General features: G+C 61.6%; 20 protein-coding genes. 8 read left to right on the forward strand and 12 right to left on the reverse strand.

Going from position 1 to position 18,135, the window contains the following annotated elements:
• Positions 1–4 precede the first annotated feature (4 nt).
• Genes RSO67_RS08305 through RSO67_RS08325 form a run of 5 tightly spaced genes read right to left on the reverse strand, consistent with a single transcriptional unit; the run spans position 5 to position 4,267 of the window.
• Entirely contained in the window at positions 5–409 is a 405-nt protein-coding gene (locus RSO67_RS08305) for a GFA family protein (RefSeq protein WP_315843091.1), read from the reverse strand.
• A 53-nt stretch (positions 410–462) separates the two neighbouring features.
• Entirely contained in the window at positions 463–1,338 is an 876-nt protein-coding gene (locus RSO67_RS08310; protein ID WP_315843092.1) for an aldose 1-epimerase family protein, read from the reverse strand.
• Between the two features lie 31 nt (positions 1,339–1,369).
• Positions 1,370–2,299 carry an MlaD family protein gene (locus RSO67_RS08315; RefSeq protein ID WP_315843093.1) on the reverse strand — a complete coding sequence of 310 codons (930 nt, stop codon included), beginning with the start codon at positions 2,297–2,299 and terminating at the stop codon, positions 1,370–1,372.
• 19 nt (positions 2,300–2,318) lie between these two features.
• The gene (locus RSO67_RS08320; RefSeq protein ID WP_315843094.1) at positions 2,319–3,131 is read right to left on the reverse strand and encodes an ABC transporter ATP-binding protein; all 813 of its coding nucleotides are present in this window, start codon (positions 3,129–3,131) and stop codon (positions 2,319–2,321) included.
• Between the two features lie 5 nt (positions 3,132–3,136).
• Complete coding sequence (locus RSO67_RS08325) at positions 3,137–4,267, reverse strand: ABC transporter permease (protein WP_089265213.1); 1,131 nt, start codon at positions 4,265–4,267, stop codon at positions 3,137–3,139.
• Positions 4,268–4,530: 263 nt separating this feature from the next.
• On the opposite strand from RSO67_RS08325, the gene dgcA reads away from it, so the two are divergent.
• Positions 4,531–5,502 (forward strand): N-acetyl-D-Glu racemase DgcA, encoded by a 972-nt coding sequence (gene dgcA / locus RSO67_RS08330; RefSeq protein WP_315844203.1) that lies wholly within the window; start codon positions 4,531–4,533, stop codon positions 5,500–5,502.
• Here dgcA and RSO67_RS08335 read toward each other — a convergent pair.
• Positions 5,472–6,689 carry an MFS transporter gene (locus RSO67_RS08335; protein ID WP_315843095.1) on the reverse strand — a complete coding sequence of 406 codons (1,218 nt, stop codon included), beginning with the start codon at positions 6,687–6,689 and terminating at the stop codon, positions 5,472–5,474. The two genes, dgcA and RSO67_RS08335, sit on opposite strands and share 31 nt — an antisense overlap.
• A 79-nt stretch (positions 6,690–6,768) precedes the next feature.
• Between RSO67_RS08335 and RSO67_RS08340 the strand changes: the two genes are divergently transcribed.
• A complete protein-coding gene (locus RSO67_RS08340; protein ID WP_410001875.1) occupies positions 6,769–8,001 on the forward strand; it encodes a hypothetical protein in 1,233 nt (410 codons plus the stop codon).
• A 15-nt stretch (positions 8,002–8,016) separates the two neighbouring features.
• Here the strand turns inward: RSO67_RS08340 and RSO67_RS08345 are convergent, their stop codons facing one another.
• The 4 genes from RSO67_RS08345 to RSO67_RS08360 are packed head-to-tail and all read right to left on the reverse strand — an operon-like array spanning position 8,017 to position 11,634.
• The gene (locus tag RSO67_RS08345; protein WP_315843097.1) at positions 8,017–9,003 is read right to left on the reverse strand and encodes a threonine/serine dehydratase; all 987 of its coding nucleotides are present in this window, start codon (positions 9,001–9,003) and stop codon (positions 8,017–8,019) included.
• Between the two features lie 53 nt (positions 9,004–9,056).
• Entirely contained in the window at positions 9,057–10,106 is a 1,050-nt protein-coding gene (locus RSO67_RS08350) for a glycosyltransferase family 1 protein (RefSeq protein WP_315843098.1), read from the reverse strand.
• A 14-nt stretch (positions 10,107–10,120) separates the two neighbouring features.
• Positions 10,121–10,918 carry a UDP-2,3-diacylglucosamine diphosphatase gene (locus RSO67_RS08355; protein WP_410001825.1) on the reverse strand — a complete coding sequence of 266 codons (798 nt, stop codon included), beginning with the start codon at positions 10,916–10,918 and terminating at the stop codon, positions 10,121–10,123.
• Between the two features lie 56 nt (positions 10,919–10,974).
• Positions 10,975–11,634, reverse strand: coding sequence for a class I SAM-dependent methyltransferase (locus RSO67_RS08360; RefSeq protein WP_315843099.1), 660 nt, complete (start codon positions 11,632–11,634; stop codon positions 10,975–10,977).
• Between the two features lie 395 nt (positions 11,635–12,029).
• On the opposite strand from RSO67_RS08360, the gene RSO67_RS08365 reads away from it, so the two are divergent.
• On the forward strand, positions 12,030–12,254 hold the full coding sequence (locus tag RSO67_RS08365; RefSeq protein ID WP_315843100.1) for a DUF1127 domain-containing protein: 225 nt from the start codon (positions 12,030–12,032) through the stop codon (positions 12,252–12,254).
• Positions 12,255–12,487: 233 nt separating this feature from the next.
• The gene (locus RSO67_RS08370; protein ID WP_315843101.1) at positions 12,488–12,955 is read left to right on the forward strand and encodes an MAPEG family protein; all 468 of its coding nucleotides are present in this window, start codon (positions 12,488–12,490) and stop codon (positions 12,953–12,955) included.
• A gap of 3 nt (positions 12,956–12,958) precedes the next feature.
• Here RSO67_RS08370 and RSO67_RS08375 read toward each other — a convergent pair whose 3' ends face one another.
• Positions 12,959–14,902 carry a BTAD domain-containing putative transcriptional regulator gene (locus RSO67_RS08375; RefSeq protein ID WP_315843102.1) on the reverse strand — a complete coding sequence of 648 codons (1,944 nt, stop codon included), beginning with the start codon at positions 14,900–14,902 and terminating at the stop codon, positions 12,959–12,961.
• A 794-nt stretch (positions 14,903–15,696) separates the two neighbouring features.
• Here RSO67_RS08375 and RSO67_RS08380 point away from each other — a divergent pair.
• The 3 genes from RSO67_RS08380 (at position 15,697) to RSO67_RS08390 (ending at position 16,748) form a co-directional block, all read left to right on the forward strand.
• A complete protein-coding gene (locus RSO67_RS08380; protein WP_315843103.1) occupies positions 15,697–16,050 on the forward strand; it encodes a hypothetical protein in 354 nt (117 codons plus the stop codon).
• A 30-nt stretch (positions 16,051–16,080) separates the two neighbouring features.
• Positions 16,081–16,260 carry a hypothetical protein gene (locus RSO67_RS08385; protein ID WP_175366484.1) on the forward strand — a complete coding sequence of 60 codons (180 nt, stop codon included), beginning with the start codon at positions 16,081–16,083 and terminating at the stop codon, positions 16,258–16,260.
• 68 nt (positions 16,261–16,328) lie between these two features.
• A complete protein-coding gene (locus RSO67_RS08390; protein ID WP_315843104.1) occupies positions 16,329–16,748 on the forward strand; it encodes a DUF6647 family protein in 420 nt (139 codons plus the stop codon).
• Between the two features lie 113 nt (positions 16,749–16,861).
• On the opposite strand, the gene thiD is transcribed toward RSO67_RS08390, so the two are convergent.
• On the reverse strand, positions 16,862–17,662 hold the full coding sequence (gene thiD, locus RSO67_RS08395) for a bifunctional hydroxymethylpyrimidine kinase/phosphomethylpyrimidine kinase (RefSeq protein WP_315843105.1): 801 nt from the start codon (positions 17,660–17,662) through the stop codon (positions 16,862–16,864).
• 153 nt (positions 17,663–17,815) lie between these two features.
• Here thiD and RSO67_RS08400 point away from each other — a divergent pair, with 153 nt between their 5' ends.
• A complete protein-coding gene (locus RSO67_RS08400) occupies positions 17,816–18,052 on the forward strand; it encodes an Lrp/AsnC ligand binding domain-containing protein (protein WP_068735543.1) in 237 nt (78 codons plus the stop codon).
• Positions 18,053–18,135: the final 83 nt, after the last annotated feature.

The raw sequence follows: 18,135 nt of genomic DNA on the forward strand, positions 1-18,135 counted from the left end.
GTCATCATGCGGGATCCTTGTCGTGAATGTTGACGCCGAACGGCAAGGACACCCAGGCATGCCGGCGGCAATGATAGACGGAGATCTCCGGAGGCGGAAAATCCGGATCGGCAAAGCAGCCGACCGCCACGGCTACGGAACGCGCTTCATATCCTTCTTCGGTGTGGAAGAGATTGGTGCCGCAGACGGGGCAGAACCGGAATCGGAAGCGCGCCCCCTGATCCCCTGTGCGGACATACTCGGTCGCGATACCGCTCACATTGTAACTTGGCCCGAAGCCCGCGAGCGCCGCGAAGACGCTGCCGGTCCGGCGCTGGCAGGCGAAACAGTGGCATATACCGACGCCCTTCGGCTCGCCTTCGAGCACGATGGACAGCTGACCGCACGAACAGGAAGCAGTTCTCGACATGACGGACCTCCTCGATGCAGCGGTCTGCTGGATCACGGGCCGCGACAGTTACCTTATGCGAACCCGATGCGTTGGGTGAAGCTGCGCGTCTCGCCCACCGCGATGTGCATCACGCCCGGCTTGTCGGCGAACTCACCGTCAAAATCCACCGGGCTGGCATAGCCGTACCACGGCTCGATGCAGAGGAATGCAGCCCCGGATGGTTTCGACCAGATACCAAGTTCGCGGAAGCCTTCCCAGGCGAAGGTGATCGTCGGTCCGCCAGGCGCGCTATAACTCAGCGACCTGCTGGCGAGATGATCGAAGATCATCGCATCCTTCGCGAACAGCGATTCCGACAGCGCCAGTGCGCCGCCCTGCACCGGCGACGATTCCGGCTCCTTCAGCAGCAACCCACTCTCAAGCCGTCTGATCGGCGCCGGTTCAGCATCGGAGAAAATGATCGTATGTGCGCGCTTGTCGGCGCTATCCGTCAGCGGCCAGTGAAAGGCCGGATGCGCACCAATCGAGGCCGGCAGCATCTCGTCGCCAGTGTTGGTGACGGCATAACCGATCACCAGTTCATCGCCCTCGATCACATAGGTGACGTCAAGCCGAAACGCGAACGGATATTTCGCCCGGCTCGCGTCATTGTCCGCCAGCGACAGCGCGCAGGATGCAGATTCCTGCCCGGTCCAGCTGAAGCGCTGGTCGCGCGCAAAACCGTGTTGGGTCATCGCATAGACCTGGCCGCGATGGCGCAGCACATCGTCCTTCAGCTTCCCGACAATCGGAAACAGCAGCGGCGCGTGGCGAGGCCATTCCTCGCCGGCCTGCCAGAGCACCTCATGCCCATGCGCATCTTTCAATGAGCAGAGTTCGGCGCCATCGGCCTTGATCGTCGCCGTGACGCGGCCATTGCTGATGGTGAAGCTATCTTGGGTCTCCATCAGCGCTCTCCATGTATATTGAGACTGGTGTCTATTGAGCCTGCTGGCGACGACGCGGCGGAGCAGCGGGTGCCGGCGGCGCGGCCGGAGCAGGTGCAGCCGCGGGTGTGCCGCTGCTGGCGCCAAACAACAGACGCGTCGGGTTGCGGTCAAGATTGTTCACCGCACGGCTGATATCGGCGAGGGTACGGCGGCCATCGAGCATCAATGCACCGGAACGCTTGTCGAGATTCTCTGTCAGCTCATGAAACGACTTCACGGCCGCCGTGAGTTCGCCGCCGTCCTTGCCGCCCGCGAGCGCATCAAGGCCGAGCAGAATATTGTCGGTCCGCGCGACGACGCTGTCGGCCTTGCCCATGACACCATCGGCCTTGCCCATCACGCTGTCGATCTTCAGCATGATGCCGTCGATCACTTCCGAATTTTTCGCCAGCGTCGCCGTGAAGGTTTCGACATTCTTCATGGCGCCCTTGAGAGTATCCTGATTGTCGGCGACCAGACGATTGACGTTGTTGAGCGTCGCCCGGATCGATTCCGATATATCCCGCAGCAGTTCCGGATCGGCCGTCAGCACCGGCACGCCGTCGGTGTCCAACGGGACCGCGGGCGCAGCTTCATCGCCGCCCTTCAGCGCGATCGCCGCTACACCCGTGAGCCCCTGAAATTCCAGGCCGACCTGCGTGTCCTTGCGAATAGGCGCGATATTCTCGACCATCGCCAGCGCAACGACGCGCTTGGGATTGTCGAGCTTCACGGAGACGACCTCACCGACCCGGATACCATTGAAGTTGACATTGCCGCCGTTGCGCAGGCCCGACGCCGCGCCTTCGAAGATGATGCGCAGCGGCGTGCGCTGCGTGGTCGAATGCAGATTCTGGAACCACAACACGAAGCCGAACGCTGCGGCAATCACCGCCAGCGTGAAAATTCCGATCAGGACGAAGTTCGCCCGCGTTTCCATCAAACCAACTCCAGTACAACTAGCCGATAACAGCGCGTGCGCGCTTGCCGTGGAAATATTCCCGTAGCCAGGGATGTTGCGAGGCCAGCATGTCGGCCATCGTTCCCTGCGCGATGATCTTGCCATTGCCGAGAACGGCGATCCGGTCGCAGGCTGTATGCAGGCTGTCGAGATCATGAGTTACCATGAAAACGGTCAGCCCCAAAGTTCGCTGCAGCGTGCGCACCAGTTCGTCGAAATCGCCGGCGCCGATCGGATCGAGACCCGATGTCGGCTCGTCCAGGAACACAATCTCCGGATCGAGCGCGAGCGCCCGCGCCAGCGCAACGCGCTTGATCATGCCGCCCGAAAGTTCCGACGGATAGCGATCCGCGACCTCCGGCTTGAGCCCGACCATGGTAAGCTTGGCCATGGTGATCTCATCGAGCAGACGCTCCGAGACCTTGAGATATTCGCGCACCGGAAACTGGATGTTCTGCCGCACGTTGAGTGACGAGAACAACGCCCCGTGCTGAAACAGGATGCCCCAGCGCCGCTCGACATCGCGGCGTTCCTTGTCGCCGCCATCGAGATCAGTTCCGAACACCTCGATCGTGCCGGAGACTTTCGGCACGAGGCCAATGATCGTGCGCATCAGCACGGACTTGCCGGCGCCGGACGCACCGACGAAGCCGAGGATTTCGCCGCGGGTGACATCGAGATTGAGACCATCGAGTACACGGCGGCTGCCGAATGCCACGGTAAGATCGCGCACGCTGATGATCGCATCGGCAGAGATGGAGGCAGCACCCGTCGGCGTCTCAGTAATGGGCGTCGCAGTCGTCGAGGTCATGGCCGTCAGATCCCGATCGTTGCGAAGAAGATCGCGAACACGCCATCCATCACGATCACAAAGAATATTCCCTTCACCACGGACGATGTTGTGTGCTGCCCCAGCGACTCCGCGCTGCCCTGCACGGCAAGGCCTTCGACGCAGGCCACGATGCCGATCACCATGGCCATCACTGGCGCTTTCACCATGCCGACGATGAAGTGGTTGATCGAAATCGCCTCGCGCAGACGCGACAGGAACGACGATGGATCGACTCCGCCATAGAGCCAGGCGACCAGACCGCCACCATAGAGCGCAGCCATCGCGCCTAGAAATGCGAGAATGGGCAGCGCCAGCACCAGCGCCACCATGCGCGGCAGGATCAGAACTTCGATGGCATCGAAACCCATAGTGCGGAGCGCATCGATCTCCTCGCGCATCTTCATGGAGCCGAGTTCGGCGGTGTAGGCGCTGCCGGACCGGCCGGCGACCATGATCGCCACCAGCAGCACGCCGAGCTCACGCAGCACCAGCACGCCGAGCATATCGACCACGAAGACGTCGGCGCCGAAGCGGCGAAAATGGAACAGACCCTGCTGGGCTACGATACAGCCGATCAGGAAGGTGATCAGGACTACGATCGGTACTGCGTTCCAGCACACCTGCTCCAGGTGATGCACCACCGAGGTGAGCCGGAATTTCGACGGATGCCGCCAGACGCGGAACCAGGCCGCGATCACGGCACCAATCATATCAACCAGCGCGACGAGGGTTTCCCCGATGCCATAGATATTGCGGCCGATGCCATCGAGCACGGCAGTCAGGGCGCTACCGCTTGCCGGTAACGGGACCGCAGGCTTCACGCGGCGGACCTCGTCGACCAGGGTCGCGTAATTCGCCGAAAGGCCCGCGATCTGCGCCTCGTGGCCCCCATTGGTCAGCGCCCGACGCAACCGCTCGATCAGCCAGGCGCCGAATGTATCCAGCTTGGACACCTGCGACACGTCGATGAAGATGTTGGGGCGGCTACCGGTCAGCTTCTCGGCCTCGCCGACGAGTTTTTCGAGCGCGGGGGCAAAGCGCGCCGTCCACGACCCAGCCGCGCACAGCGCCAAGCCGTCGCCTTTCGCGATCTGTTCCAAGGTCGGGCCGCTCAAAACAGGCTCCCGCGGGCGTTCAGTCTGTGCATGAACAAAGTATTAACACGCCCAAATACGTTTCTGAGAAGCCAAGTGAAGCCAACACGTTGCTATGGTTAATATGGCCTTAATTCGCCCTGACGGGACTGTCAGACACCGGCATTGCGTCGCAAACAAGTTCACGGCGATCACGTAAACTTATAGACACGCCATTACCCGCCGTTGCCGGCCACAGCCCGAAAGACGCCGCATTGTCCGCCTCCGACGCTGCCCCTGCCCTAATGACCGCCCGGATCGAGCAATGGCCGATCGCTGGCGCCTTCACCATCAGCCGTGGCGCCAAGACTGAGGCCGTCGTCGTGGTCGCCGAGATTCACCGTGGCGGTTTGACCGGCCGTGGCGAATGCGTCCCCTATGCGCGCTATGGCGAGACCCCGGAGGCCACGCTGGCGGCCATCCTGGCGATGCAGGACCGATTTGCCGCGGGCCTCGACCGAAACGCCCTGCAATCGGCCATGCCTGCCGGTGCCGCCCGTAACGCCGTGGATTGCGCCCTGCTCGACCTCGAAGCCAAGAGCCGGGGCCAGCGCGTCTGGGATATGCTGCAGCGGCCGGCACCGCGCGCCTGCACCACCGCCTATACGATCTCGCTAGGTACGCCCGAGGCGATGGCCTCCGCCACCGCAAAGGCGGCCTACCGGCCACTGCTGAAGATCAAGCTCGGCAGTGACGACGACATCAGCCGCATCACGGCCGTGCGCCAGGCCGCACCGGAATCCGAGTTGATCGTCGATGCCAATGAGGCGTGGACGCCGGACAACCTGAAAGCCAATCTCGATGCCTGCCATAATGCCGGCGTCACGCTGATCGAGCAGCCGCTGCCGGCAGGCAAGGATGATGCGCTGATGCATGTGCATCGGCCGATCATGGTTTGCGCCGACGAGAGCGTGCATGGCCTGGCTTCGCTCGAGGCGTTACGCGGGCGTTACGATGCGATCAACATCAAGCTCGACAAAGCCGGCGGCCTGACCGAAGCGCTGGCGATGGCCGATGCCGCGCGTGCCATGAATCTCGACATTATGGTCGGCTGCATGGTGGCGACGTCGCTGGCGATGGCGCCCGCGATGCTGATTGCGCAATATGCACGCTTCGTCGATCTTGATGGCCCGCTATTGCTCGCAGGGGATCGCGACGGCGGTCTGCGCTATGACGAAAGCACGGTCTATCCGCCCGACGCGGCGCTCTGGGGCTGATCGCCCGCAACGCCCGGCGGCTGCCCGGCGCGATACCGGCCGAACCATATGACGGTCGCACCGGCAAAGCCAAGCACAGCCATCACGTAGTAAACGCCCTCGCCGTAACGCGCATAGATCGCGCCTGACAGAACCGCCATGCTGCTCATCACAAGGCCGGTGCAGGCGGTGACATAGCCCTGCGCCCGCGCCATGACGTGCGGCGGCACGTGATGCAGCAGCAGGCCCATTGTGCCGAGTTGCGTCAGACCGTAGGTCGCGCCGTGCAGCAATTGCACGACCACGAGAATTGGGAGCGGAAGCGTTTGCGCGGTCAGCGTCCAGCGCAGCAATGCGCCAAGGCCACCAAGGATGACCATGGTCGCGGGTGCCAATGTCAGGCGCGGCGACACTGCGAACAGGACGATCTCGGCCAGCACGCCCAGCGTCCACAGACCCGCGATGGTGAGGCCGTCGAGCCCAGCCGCCTGCCAGGTGATCGACGCGAAGGTGTAGTAGCCGGCATGGCTGCCCTGGATGAGCGCCGCGGAGATCGCGATGGCGAGAAAGCCGGGATCGCGCAGCAAAGCGCTCGCCTTCGACAGCACCGTGCCGTCGCCTGTCGACGCGCCCAATGGCTGCAGACCAAGGCTGACGACAGCCGACAGCACCATCGCCGCGACAATCACCCAGATCAGATGCTCACCGTCGAGCCAATTGACCACCAGACCGCAGGCAAGCGCACCAACCACGAAAGCGGCCGAGCCCCACAGTCGCAGTGGCCCGTAATCGAAGCCGAAGCGCACGACGCCTTTCAGCGCATAACCATCGGTCAGCGCCGTGAGCGGCGTCCAGACCACTGCCGTCAGCGCGAAGACCAGGAGCACGGCGAGCGGTTCGCGGAGCGTGCCCACTGTCGCAAAGCCGATCATGGTGAGAAAGGCACAGACAATCATCGTCTGGCGCAGGGCATGACGGCGCTCCGCGAAAGCGGTGATGAAGGGCAGCGTGGTGAAACGCGTCATCGACGGCACAGCCAGGATGGCGCCGATCCAGGTCGGATCGATGCCGATCGCCTTCAGCCAGACGGGGAAGAACGGCAGATAGAAGCCGCTGGAGCCGAACACCGTGCCGTAGAACATCGCCAGCCGCTGCGCGAATTTGCGGCGGATTTGCGGGGCGCTATGGGTGGCAGATTCGGCTATCATGAGGTGAACTGCGATTCGCCACGGGATCGTGGTGATGGTTACATACCGCGCATCCCTGTGCGCGCCACGAGTTATCATGATGGCCGAAGAAGCATTTGCCCTGTCGCCGATCTCCGCCCGCCCCACACTGCCGGGCGAGGCAGACTATGACGCGATCCGCGAAGCCTTCATGGAGACCGCGCGCGGCCGCTGGTTTCTTGCCGAATATGCCAAGCGGAACCGCACCGCCGATACCAGCCTGGTTCTCGAAGCCGTCACGCGCCTGGAAGCCAATCTCGCCGCCCAGAAGCAGGCGCCAGCGCTCAGCCTGATCGCCGCCCTCGGCGCGATCCGTTCTGCCGTCCGTCAGGCCAAGGCAACCGCCATCGAGGCGTTGCCGCGCGTCGACACCGACGAGGTTTTGACCGGTGCCCGCAACGGCACCCGCATCATCCGCGAGATCGCCTGGACGCTGCGCGAATGCGGCGCCGACACGCGCATCTGCGATCTCCTGGACACACAGGTGAAGGCCATCGAGGCCGGCCAGCAGGCGCCCAACGGCAATGGCCGCGAGGACGTGTTGGCGAGCTACGACTTGCTGATGCAGCGCATCGAGCAGATGGTCGATGGCAGCGCGGCGACGGTTGCGCAGGCCGAACCGACTCCGGTTGCCGAAAAGGCTGAGCAGGTTGTCGCAGAAGCGCGCGAAGCATCCGTGACACCGCTGTTCAAGTCCCAGGCGAGCGAAGTGCTTGCTGAAACGGTCACGATCTCAAGCGTCGAACCGCCGCGCCCCGCTGTACAGCCGGCCCTTGTAGAGACGGTCGTCGCCGAAACGGCCGCGCCTGTCGCAGAAGCCACCGCGGAGATTGCCGCCACGATGGCGGAGACCTCCCTGGCTATCGCTGCGGACCTGCAGGCGCCTGAAACGACAGGGATTGCGGAGGACGAACATGACCTCGCCGTGCTCGATATGGTCGCCGCAGAGATGGGCGCGCTCGATCTGAGCGAGCCGGACGTTATTGAGCCTCAACTTGCCGAGCCTCAATACGTCGAGCCTGAGGTGATGCAGGTTGAAGCTGTCGCTGTTCAGCCAGCCGAGCCCGAAGCCCTCAATCCCGATCTGATGACGCTGGCGCAGATCGCCGAGGTTGCACTGGCACCCGAGCCGCCGCAACCGGACCTAGTGCCTCAGGTGGAAGCCGCCGCGCCGTCGCTTGGGGCAGCGCTGATTGCTGGCGGCGTGATCGCGGATCCGAACGCGCCGGCATCGGACCCGCTGGCGCCGATCCGCAAGATGACGCAAGCCGAGAAGATCGCGTTCTTCTCGTAAGCGCCTCTGGCCGGATCAGGCGTTGATGATCCTGGCGTAGAGATCCGCATCGACATTGCCGCCGGACAAAACGATCACCACCGTCTTGCCGCGCGCGTCGAAACGCCCGTGCATCAGCGCAGCCAGCGCCACGGCGCCGCCAGGCTCGACCACCAGCTTCAAATCGCGAAACGCAAAGGCCATCGCCTTGCCGACTTCGTCGTCAGTAGCGGTGACGGCACCCGCCAGCAGATGCTGGTTGACGGCGAAGGTGATTTCGCCGGGCGTCAGGGCCATCAGCGCATCGCAGATCGTTCGGCCCGTATTGCTGTGCGCGACGCGCTTGCCAGCGCGTAATGAGAGGCCGTGATCGTCAAACCCCGCGGGTTCAGCGACGATGATCGAAGTCTCCGGGAAACGCGCCTTCACAGCGGTCGCGATGCCACCGATCAGGCCGCCACCGGACGCTTGCGCAGACACGATGTCCGGCGCGATGCCCAAAGCGGCCATATCCTCGGCGATCTCGCGGCCGACGGTGCCCTGCCCGGCCATCACGAACGGATCGTCATAGGGCGGCACGACCGTGGCGCCGCTCTTGCCGGCGATATCGCGCGCGATGGCTTCGCGGTCTTCCTTGTCGCGGTCATAGAGCACGACTTCGGCGCCATAGCCTCTGGTGCGCTCGACCTTCGACACCGGCGCATCGGACGGCATCACGATGGTCGCCTTCATGCCAAGGATCTGCGCCGCGGCGGCAACGCCCTGCGCATGATTGCCGGAGGAGAATGCGACGACGCCCCTGCCGCGCTCACCCTCGGGGATCGAGGAAATCTTGTTGAAGGCACCGCGAAACTTGAACGACCCGGTTCGCTGCAGCACTTCAGGCTTCAGGAACACTTTCGCGCCGGTCTGCGCATCGAGCGCAGGCGAGCGGAGCAATGGCGTGCGCGCCGCATAGGGGGCGATGACGCGCGCGGCGGCATCGATATCGGCGGATGTGATCGGCATCGAGGTGTTTGTCATGCGCGCATTTTATCGCGCGGCACAACCAGCGGGCAAGCTATACCAATCGCAGATCAGGCAGCGAAACGCGGATGCTTCGCTGCGGACGGTGCACGGGCGGCGATTTCGGCCCGCACATGGCTGATATTGTTAACGAAAGCGCGTGCCGACGCTTCCCAGGTGTGACCGGCAGCAAAGCTGAGACAATCCTGCGGCGAAATCTCGAGCGCCTTGAGACAGGCCTGCCGCAAGTCATCCGACAACACACCGACTGGCGACGCGCCGATCACGTCCTTCGGACCCGTTACCGGGAAGGCAGCCACGGGCACGCCGCTCGCCAGCGCCTCGAGCAGCACGAGACCATAGGTGTCGGTCTTGCTCGGAAACACGAAGACATCGGCTGAAGCATAGGCAACGGCCAGAGCCTCGCCCTGCAGCGCGCCCGTGAACAGTGCCTCGGGATATTTCGCTTCGAGCGCGGCACGCGCCGGACCATCGCCGACCACGACCTTCGTACCCGGCAGGTCGAGATCGAGGAAAGCTTCGAGGTTCTTCTCGACGGCGACGCGGCCGACTGAGAGGAAAATCGGCTTCGGCTTGCCGAGATCGACCTGGCGCGGATGAAACAGATTGGCGTCGACGCCGCGCGGCCACAGCACGACACTACGGAAGCCGCGGTCACGTAGCTCGCTCGCCAGCGCCGGCGTAGCCGCCATCACGGCAGAGCTGGCGCCATGGAAGCGGCGCAGGCCGGCCCAGACCCAGGATTCCGGAATCGGAAAACGCGCCGAGATATATTCGGGAAAGCGCGTGTGAAAACTGGTGGTGAAGGGAATGTTGCGACGGCGGCAATAAGCGCGCGCAGAAAATCCGATCGGGCCTTCAGTGGCGATGTGGATGTTGTCGGGCTTCGCCTCGTCGATCAGTTGCGCGATCTTGCGGCGGCTCGGAATCGCGACGCGCAAATCAGCGTAACTCGGTAGCCCGACCGTACGAAACGATTCCGGCGTGAGAAAACTCACATCGACGCCAAAGCCCTTCGCCGCCTCCGCCATCATCGTCAGCGTCCGCACGACACCGTTGACTTGGGGATGCCAGGCATCGGTAGCGACGAGAATGCGCATCAATCCGCCATCCTTCAAGCCGCCTTGGCCGGTGCAAGCGCCGGCACGGGCATGCCGCGGCGGACCGGATCGGTCCAGGTAATGATCTCGAAGCGGCCATCCTCGTGTTCGACCAGCGCCGTACAGCTTTCGACCCAATCACCGCAATTCATGTAGCGGATGCCATGCTCGTCGCGGATCGTCGCGTAGTGGATGTGGCCGCAGATCACGCCATCAGCGCCGTGGCGCCGCGCCTCACCGGCCAGCGTCTCTTCGAACGCGCCGATATAGTTGACGGCGTTCTTCACCTTCATCTTGGCCCATTTCGACAGCGACCAGTAAGGGAAGCCGAACAATTTGCGCAGCGCATTGACCAGGCGATTCATCTGGATCGCGAAGTCATAGGCCTTGTCGCCGAGATGGGCGAGCCAGCGCGCGTTCTGCACCACTAGGTCGAAAATATCGCCATGGATGACGAGATATTTCTTGCCGTCCGCGCCTTCATGCGTCGCGGTCTCGACAACCTCGATACCGCCGAAATGCGTGCCGTAATAGCTGCGCAGGAATTCGTCGTGATTGCCGGGAATGTAAACGACCTTGGCGCCCTTGCGCACCTTGCGCAGCATCTTCTGGACGAAGTCGTTATGAGACTGCGGCCAGTGCCAGCCGGATTTCAGCGCCCAGCCATCGACGATGTCGCCAACGAGATAGATGGTATCGGCATCATGGGTACGGAGGAAGTCCAGCAGCCGGTCAGCCTGCGATCCGCGGGCGCCAAGGTGGACGTCGGAGATAAACAAGGTGCGAAAGCGCTTTTCGTTGCCTTCACTCATCACGTCTCTTTCCATGTCGAGCAGCTAACTGATTTGCATGACACGGCGATGACGATTTACGCCGCCAGCGCCGCCGCGGTTCGCTCAAAAGTAACCAATGTGTAGATGCCGAACGGCGCCACCTTGCGGCGTTCGATGAGGATCGATTCAGCATTCGCTTGCGACCACGCCTGCAGCCGCGCGAACGGGAATTCCGGGCGCAAACCGAAGGAACGGGTCTTCACGGCGGCCCAGCGCTCAACGGCGGCTGCCAGACCAGTCTCCGAATACAGATGATTGACGAGAATGATGCGTCCGCCCGGCTTCACCACCCGGTGGCACTCGGACAACACCTGCTCGGGATTCTCGACCAGCGTAATCACAAACTGCGCGACGACACAGTCGAAGGTCGCGTCTGCAAAGCTCATCGCATGGGCATCCATCTCCCTGATGTCCTTGACCCATGGATAGCGGCCGGTCGCCATCTTGGCGCGCGCCTTGGCAAGCATGGGCGCGCTCAGATCGATACCGGTGATCTCGGTTGTCGCATCATAGTCATCGAATGACAGGCCCGTGCCGACGCCGACTTCAAGCACCTTGCCGCCCACAGCACGCGCCGCTTCCGCAGCCGCGCGCCGGCCCTTCAGCATCACCGGACCGCACACCGCATCATAGATCGGAGCCCAGCGCGCATAGGCCGTTTCAACAATGGATTTTTCGAGATCCAGCGTCGTCATCGAAGGTTCCGTCCAGCGTGTCCGGAAGAATCGGACAACCCATTTGCTGTTCGGCTGATATCAAGCCGGGATGACAGATCGACGACAGAGTGTCGCATGAGAGGTACCGCTGGATACGCCAGAGGACCGCCAAAGGGACTACCGTAACCGATATGTACCCGCAGAGCGGCTGCAGCGCGTGGCTCGTGAATCCGGCGCTAACGCGCGCGGAATTTGCAAGACGAAGCCCTTCCTGAACGCGTTCCGAAACGCCTGGCCGCCTTTTCGCGGCGCCTTAAGCGAAAATAACGCTGCTCTGACGCCTGACTGACGTCGGCGACGACGTCGACAGGCTTCAATGGCTGTCACACAGCGATGTACCGGGATATCCCGGTCGCAAAAATCGGAGCACCACCATGCGCGCCTACGCACAGTTTGTATCAGGCGACGATCATCTGCGTCTTGGTGCGATCTTCAGCCTGCCTGCCACGTGGCGGCAGCGAGCCCGCTTCAGGGCAGAGTTGCGCGCGGATATCAGAGACAGGCCCGATTTTCTCTGCGATATCGGCATCGGCCTGTACGAAGCGCATGCCGAAGCGTCACGGTTTTTCTGGGAGCCTTGGCTACTGAAGCGCCGCTAACCCAAAATCATAATCCAATTGTTGCGGCGGACCTGCGCTCGACCAGGAGCGTGAGTATCGATGTCTCCGAGACTCACCAGAAGATCAAGAATCTTCGGGTGGAGCATTTCCATGACACGACATTCGTCCTTTTCAACGGCGGTTAATCGGACGATCGTGCAAACAGACATTGTATTTCACTGGGAAACGCGCTGGATCATAGATACGATCTATGACCTGTGGGGGACGGCGCATTGGACAAGCTCACTCTGAACGATCCGCTATTCGCTACCTACGTCATTGCTGCGAGTCTGACGATCCTCAAGGCTGTGGCGATGTCGTGGCTGACTGTAGTCCGTATGGTCGACGTCAAAGGCGGCTACCGTTCGCCGGAGGATATCAAGAAGACGCCGATGAACCCCGCGCCCTCCCCGGCGCAACTCTTGCCCAACGAGCGCGTCGAGCGGATTCGCCGGATCCAAATGAACGATCTTGAGAGCCTGCCCTACTTCCTGGTCGCGGGTTTGCTCTACATTCTCACGCAACCATCCCTGCTGCTCGCGCAATGGCTGCTATACGGCTACGTCGCCTCACGTCTGCTTCACTTTATCGCCTATCTCACCGGACAGATTCATGAGATCCGCGCGACCTTTTGGACTGTGGGCTCGCTCATCCTGGTCTTCATGACCGTCCGGACGTTGATATCTGCAGTCAGCGCGTGAGGCTCAATCCGTAACGCCGGCTTCGTGCTGAGCCGACAGGTAACGTTCGAGAGCAGCGTCCTGCTTGAAAAAGCGCATAGCACGAAGCTCTGTGATAGTCGTCTTTTGCACGGCATCGCGCTGGCGCGTCACGTCACGCGCCTCTTCCAATCGCCTGGCGGCTACAAGATTGGCTACCAGCATGCGATGACCCGTACCGTTGGCCGGATTCTGCTGGATCGAGTTGCGCGCCCACAAGATACCATCCTCGGGGCGCCCGAGCGCAAAGCATGATGCAGCCAGGCCCGTCATCCAAAAATGGAGCATATTGTCGTAGGGGCTAAGGGCGATCGACCGGTGAAGGCATGTGACAGCATGCTCATAGTCACCACCCATGCTGTCGATCATTCCAAGGATGCCCCAGGCGAAGGCGGAGCTTGGATTGAGGCGCACAGCCTCCTTGCAGTGGACGCGCCCCTGATCGTTGTTGCCGACCGGACCAAACAATGTGAAGCCATAGACCGCATGGGCAAAAGCATCTGTGCCATCTTCCTCGACGGCGCGGCGTGCCAAGGCGAGGGCTTCGACCAACGTTTCCGGCAAAGCCGCCGCCCCCAGAGGCGACGCCATGACAAGTGCCCAGGCAAGGGACGCCAGCGTGGCTGGGCGCAGCTGATCGAGGGTGAGAGACTGTCGCAACAATACGATCGCCCTCGTGATCCCGTCACGGGTTCCGCTCCATAGATAGGGAAGCGCTCGCAGGTAGATGTCGTAAGCTGAAAGATCCGAGAGCGGCTTACGCCGTGCGCGTTCGACCTCGGCGCTCCGCACCGCCGGATCAATCACCGCAGCGACACTCGCGCTGATGTCATCCTGCAGATCGAAAACATCGACGATGGCGCGATCGTAGCGATCCGACCACACTTGGACCTCATCGCGGGCATGGGTCAGTTCGGCCGAGACACGGATGCGGTTGCCCGCTTTGCGGATGTTGCCGCTCAGGACGTATTGAACACCCAGTTGTTGTGCGATTTGCCGGCTGGTCAGCCTTCTATCCTTGAAGGCAAAGCTCGATCCGCGTGCGATGACCACGAATTCGCGAAAGCGCGACAAAGCGGTGATGATGTCCTCGGTGACACCGTCAGCGAAGTATTCCTGCTCCGGGTCGTCGCTCATGTTCCGAAACGGCAGAACCACGATGGATGGTTGATCCACGGCCATCATCAGAGCAGGCGCGGGTGGAACCGATATCTCGACCTCGCTGACAACCACCGATTCAGCCAGTGTCTGGGCCCTGCGTAGTTCAGCGACGAGTGCTCGGGTTGCCTCGTCCGGCTCCGTGTTGAGCTCTCGCTTCAGAAGCGTAACGACCTCTTGATAGTATTTGAGCGCTTCAGCTTTACGCCCTGTTGCAGACAGAGCCTGCATGATCAACCGGTGCGCATCCTCACGCATGTTGTTCAGCGCGCTCGCGCGATGCCCGGCCTTCAATGCGTGATCGGCACGACCGGCGGCCAGCTCTTTTTCGCCGAGCCCGACCATCGCACTTAGAGCCAGCTCCTGAAATCGCTGGCGTTCGCCAGCCAGCCAATCGCTCCAGCCTTCTTCGGTAACACCGATGTCATCGACGAAGCGCCCTCGATAGAGATCCGCTGCCTCACCCAGCGCATCGCGGCCGCCTTCCCGCACCAGGACCTCGAACCGGCTGACATCGCACAGGATCACCGTCGTATTCAGCGATACGAACTCGCCATCGCTCTTGAGAGCATCCCGACCCAGAATTTGACGTAGCTTGAACAATGACTGACGGAGGTTCTGCCTGGCTTGCGCGTCGAAATAAGACCCCCAGAACAGGCTCGACAGTTTTTCGCGCGGCTGAGGCTCCGGTGCCGTGCAAGCCAGATAAGCAAGCAATCCCGAGAGCTTCTTGTTTGGCAAGCCGACGGCGCCGTTCGGCCCGGTGAGCACGAAGCGTCCCAAAAGCGAAAGATTAAATTTTGGGCACAATGCCAATTACTTCCAATTTTTGAACAGACGCGCGCTCTCAATATACATTCTACCTGGATTGGCAACTTTGCGAGCAATATTAACGCAGCGATGACGGCTGACTAACGCCGGATGAGACGGCAGCGGGTTCAAATCAAAATGCGACGAGATGCGAGCGGCATTCGGCGCAGAGCAACTTCACCCGGAAGCCTTCATGCGCACGCGTCACATCATTGCGGTCATCGCTACCCTGACCGTGATCCTCGCCGGAGTTGATGTGGCGCGGACTTCCCTCGCCGCTCCGAAAGCCAGAGCGGCTTCGCACGCCACGCCTCCCGTCTCACCTCTCCTTTTCGGAGGCGACTGATCTCAGTTCGATTTCGAAGTCGCTATCAAGCAGGAGGTCGCATTGACCAATACCGCGCAACTGCGAGCGCTATCGTATGCCTTTCTCTCAACCGAAGACGAACGACGAGTCGTCGCGAGATGGAGAATTGGAGTGATCGCGTTCTATGGCTCGATTTTGTTGATTGCTTTGGCTGCAACGAGCCAAAGGCCCCAAGCCGATCAGCCTGACCTCGCTTCCAATGATTTCGTCACATACCACATGTCGAGCCCGCCGCTACCGTAGGCGAACAAAGCCAACGCCGCAGTAGCATCGCTGCCAATGCCAGCAAGCGCGGCGAAGTTTCTAACGCAAATTTCAAGGGTGTCAGGCGGGCCCAGCGGTCAGCAAGCTCACCTGCATCATCCCGTGAAGTATCAGGAAAAGAGTGATGAAGACCGACTTTCCGGCGCCATCTCCAGCACCTGTAGGGGCTTCGATGATCGTCAGCGCACTTCATGAATCACGTCGCCGGCAGGCAATCAACATCGTTCATCGCTACCAGCATCTCATCTCCGACCGCGTCGAAACCAATCTTGGCAAGCCTATTCCATCGCCGGACACGCGCGTTCGTCAGATACAGAACAGTGAAAGGAAAAGAAACGTGAGGCGACTGAGCGAAACACACCTGATCATCCTGATCCTTATCGGCTTCGGCATTGTGCACGTGATTGGTGGCGTCCTGCTCGCACGGGCGGCGCCCGAGCACAGTCGCCCTGTGAATATAGCGGCCTGGGGCGACTGATCGCGGCAGGCGAAGAGGCATCAATCATCAATGGACGGCAACAATCGTGAGGCTGACATGACTGCAATCGCGAGCGCGATGTCCCGCGCGATTCGTTCGATCACCGGAGCCGATGTGCTCAAGCATTTTCTGTTTTTCTGCGGAGCCGGAATTCTGGTGTTCGTGCTCTCGCTCACTTACGGCCTGGATTTGAGCTCGGGCCTTTTCTGATCCTCGCCACGATTACGCAAACCGAAGCGCTCAATTCCCCGCAGACCATATCCGCATGAGGTCACTACGTGAACGCTCTGATCGCCACCTATATCGCATGGATCATTGCCCAAACCGGCTTCGTCCCTCCGGCTCACCCGCCAATCCATTTCGCGACGTCAGCAGAAATGGCTGTGCTAAGTGGTGCGCCGGAAAATAGCGGGCTCGAATTTCAGGCCCTCTACAGCCGCGAACAAGGCGCGATCTACCTGCCCCACGAGTGGCAACCAGTCAATTTGCGGCAGAAGAGCGCGCTGCTGCACGAGCTCGTGCATCACGTGCAACGAGCCAACAACGTCGAAGCTCCATGTGTGGCAGCCCACGAACGCCAAGCCTATGACCTTCAGATGAAATGGCTACGCGAACAGGGTGCCGAGGATCCCTACAACCTCATCGGCACAAATGAACTCACAATCTACATGGTGAGCGTCTGCCGCGACGGTTCGTAAGCGGCACGCGACGTTCTTTCGTCATATGCCATGAGATGCAACAGGCTCATGCGCGGACCGATGCTCAGGTGATTGGAGCGCGCCGAGGTTGGTTTGAGCCAACCTTGATACGCCTAATAGAATGCGTGGAAATGATGCACGGGCCCATGGCCATGCCCGACTGTAAAACGATCCGCGGCACCGATCGCCGCTGTGACATAGGCTTTCGCCGCACGCACCGCGGCTTCCAGCGTCTCGCCTTTGGCAAGCCCTGCGGCGATCGCTGACGATAGCGTGCAGCCCGTACCATGCGTGTTCTTCGTCGCGACACGCGCGGCCGGCAATGCGATGGCGCGATCGGCGGTGATAAAATAGTCGGTGCTCTCCGGGCCGTGGCCGTGACCGCCCTTGATCAGCACAGCCTTGCAGCCGAGCGCGAGCAGCCGCTTGCCCTGCGCCTCGATCGCAGCATCGCCCTCTGCCATCGGCTCGTCGAGCAGTGCGGCGGCCTCTGGCAGGTTCGGCGTGATAATCTGCGCCAGCGGAATGAGCGTGCTGCGCAGCGCGGCGATGGCCTCCGGCGCCAGCAGGCGATCGCCTGAGGTCGCGACCATCACCGGATCGAGCACCACATGCTTCGGCTGCCATGTCGCGAGGCCCGCGGCGATGGCCTCGATCACATCGCGCTGCGCGACCATGCCGATCTTCACCGCGCCGACGGCGAGATCGACGAACACGGCGTTGATCTGCTCGCTGACGAACTCAGCGGGCACCTGATGGATGCCGGTGACGCCCTTGGTGTTCTGCGCGGTCAGTGCTGCGATCACCGACGCGCCATAGACGCCCAGCGCCGCGAAGGTCTTGAGGTCGGCCTGGATCCCGGCGCCGCCCGAGGAATCCGAACCGGCAATGGTCAGCGCAATGGGTGTGGGCATCGGAAAAACTCGCACGAGATCAAGGGATAAGCAGCCATACCAGTCCTACCCTGCCAGTCGTGAACCAGCAACCCGGCGACATGCTGGCGGCTTGCGCCGCACCCTGTTTTGGGCTTGATGATCTCTAAAATCGCCCGCTTCCGGAGAATCCCGATGGTCCCCTTCTTTGTCCAGTTCAAGTGCAAGCTTGGCCAGTCCTATGCCGTCGCCAACGCGCTGGCCGAAGCCGAAATCGCCTCGGAGATCTATTCCACAGCCGGGCATTACGATCTGCTGGTGAAGTTCTACGTCGATAACGCCACCGACATCGGCCATTTCGTGAACGAGAAGGTGCAAACCATCCCGGGCATCCAGGACACCCACACGATCATCACGTTCAAGGCGTTTTGAGGCGGAGCTGCCCCAAACTCTCGTGTCGTCCCCGCGAAGGCGGGGACCCATACACGCTAGAGATTGAGGCAAAGCACTGAAAT

The sequence above is a fragment of the Tardiphaga sp. 709 genome (assembly GCF_032401055.1).
Classification (GTDB): Bacteria; Pseudomonadota; Alphaproteobacteria; order Rhizobiales; family Xanthobacteraceae; genus Tardiphaga.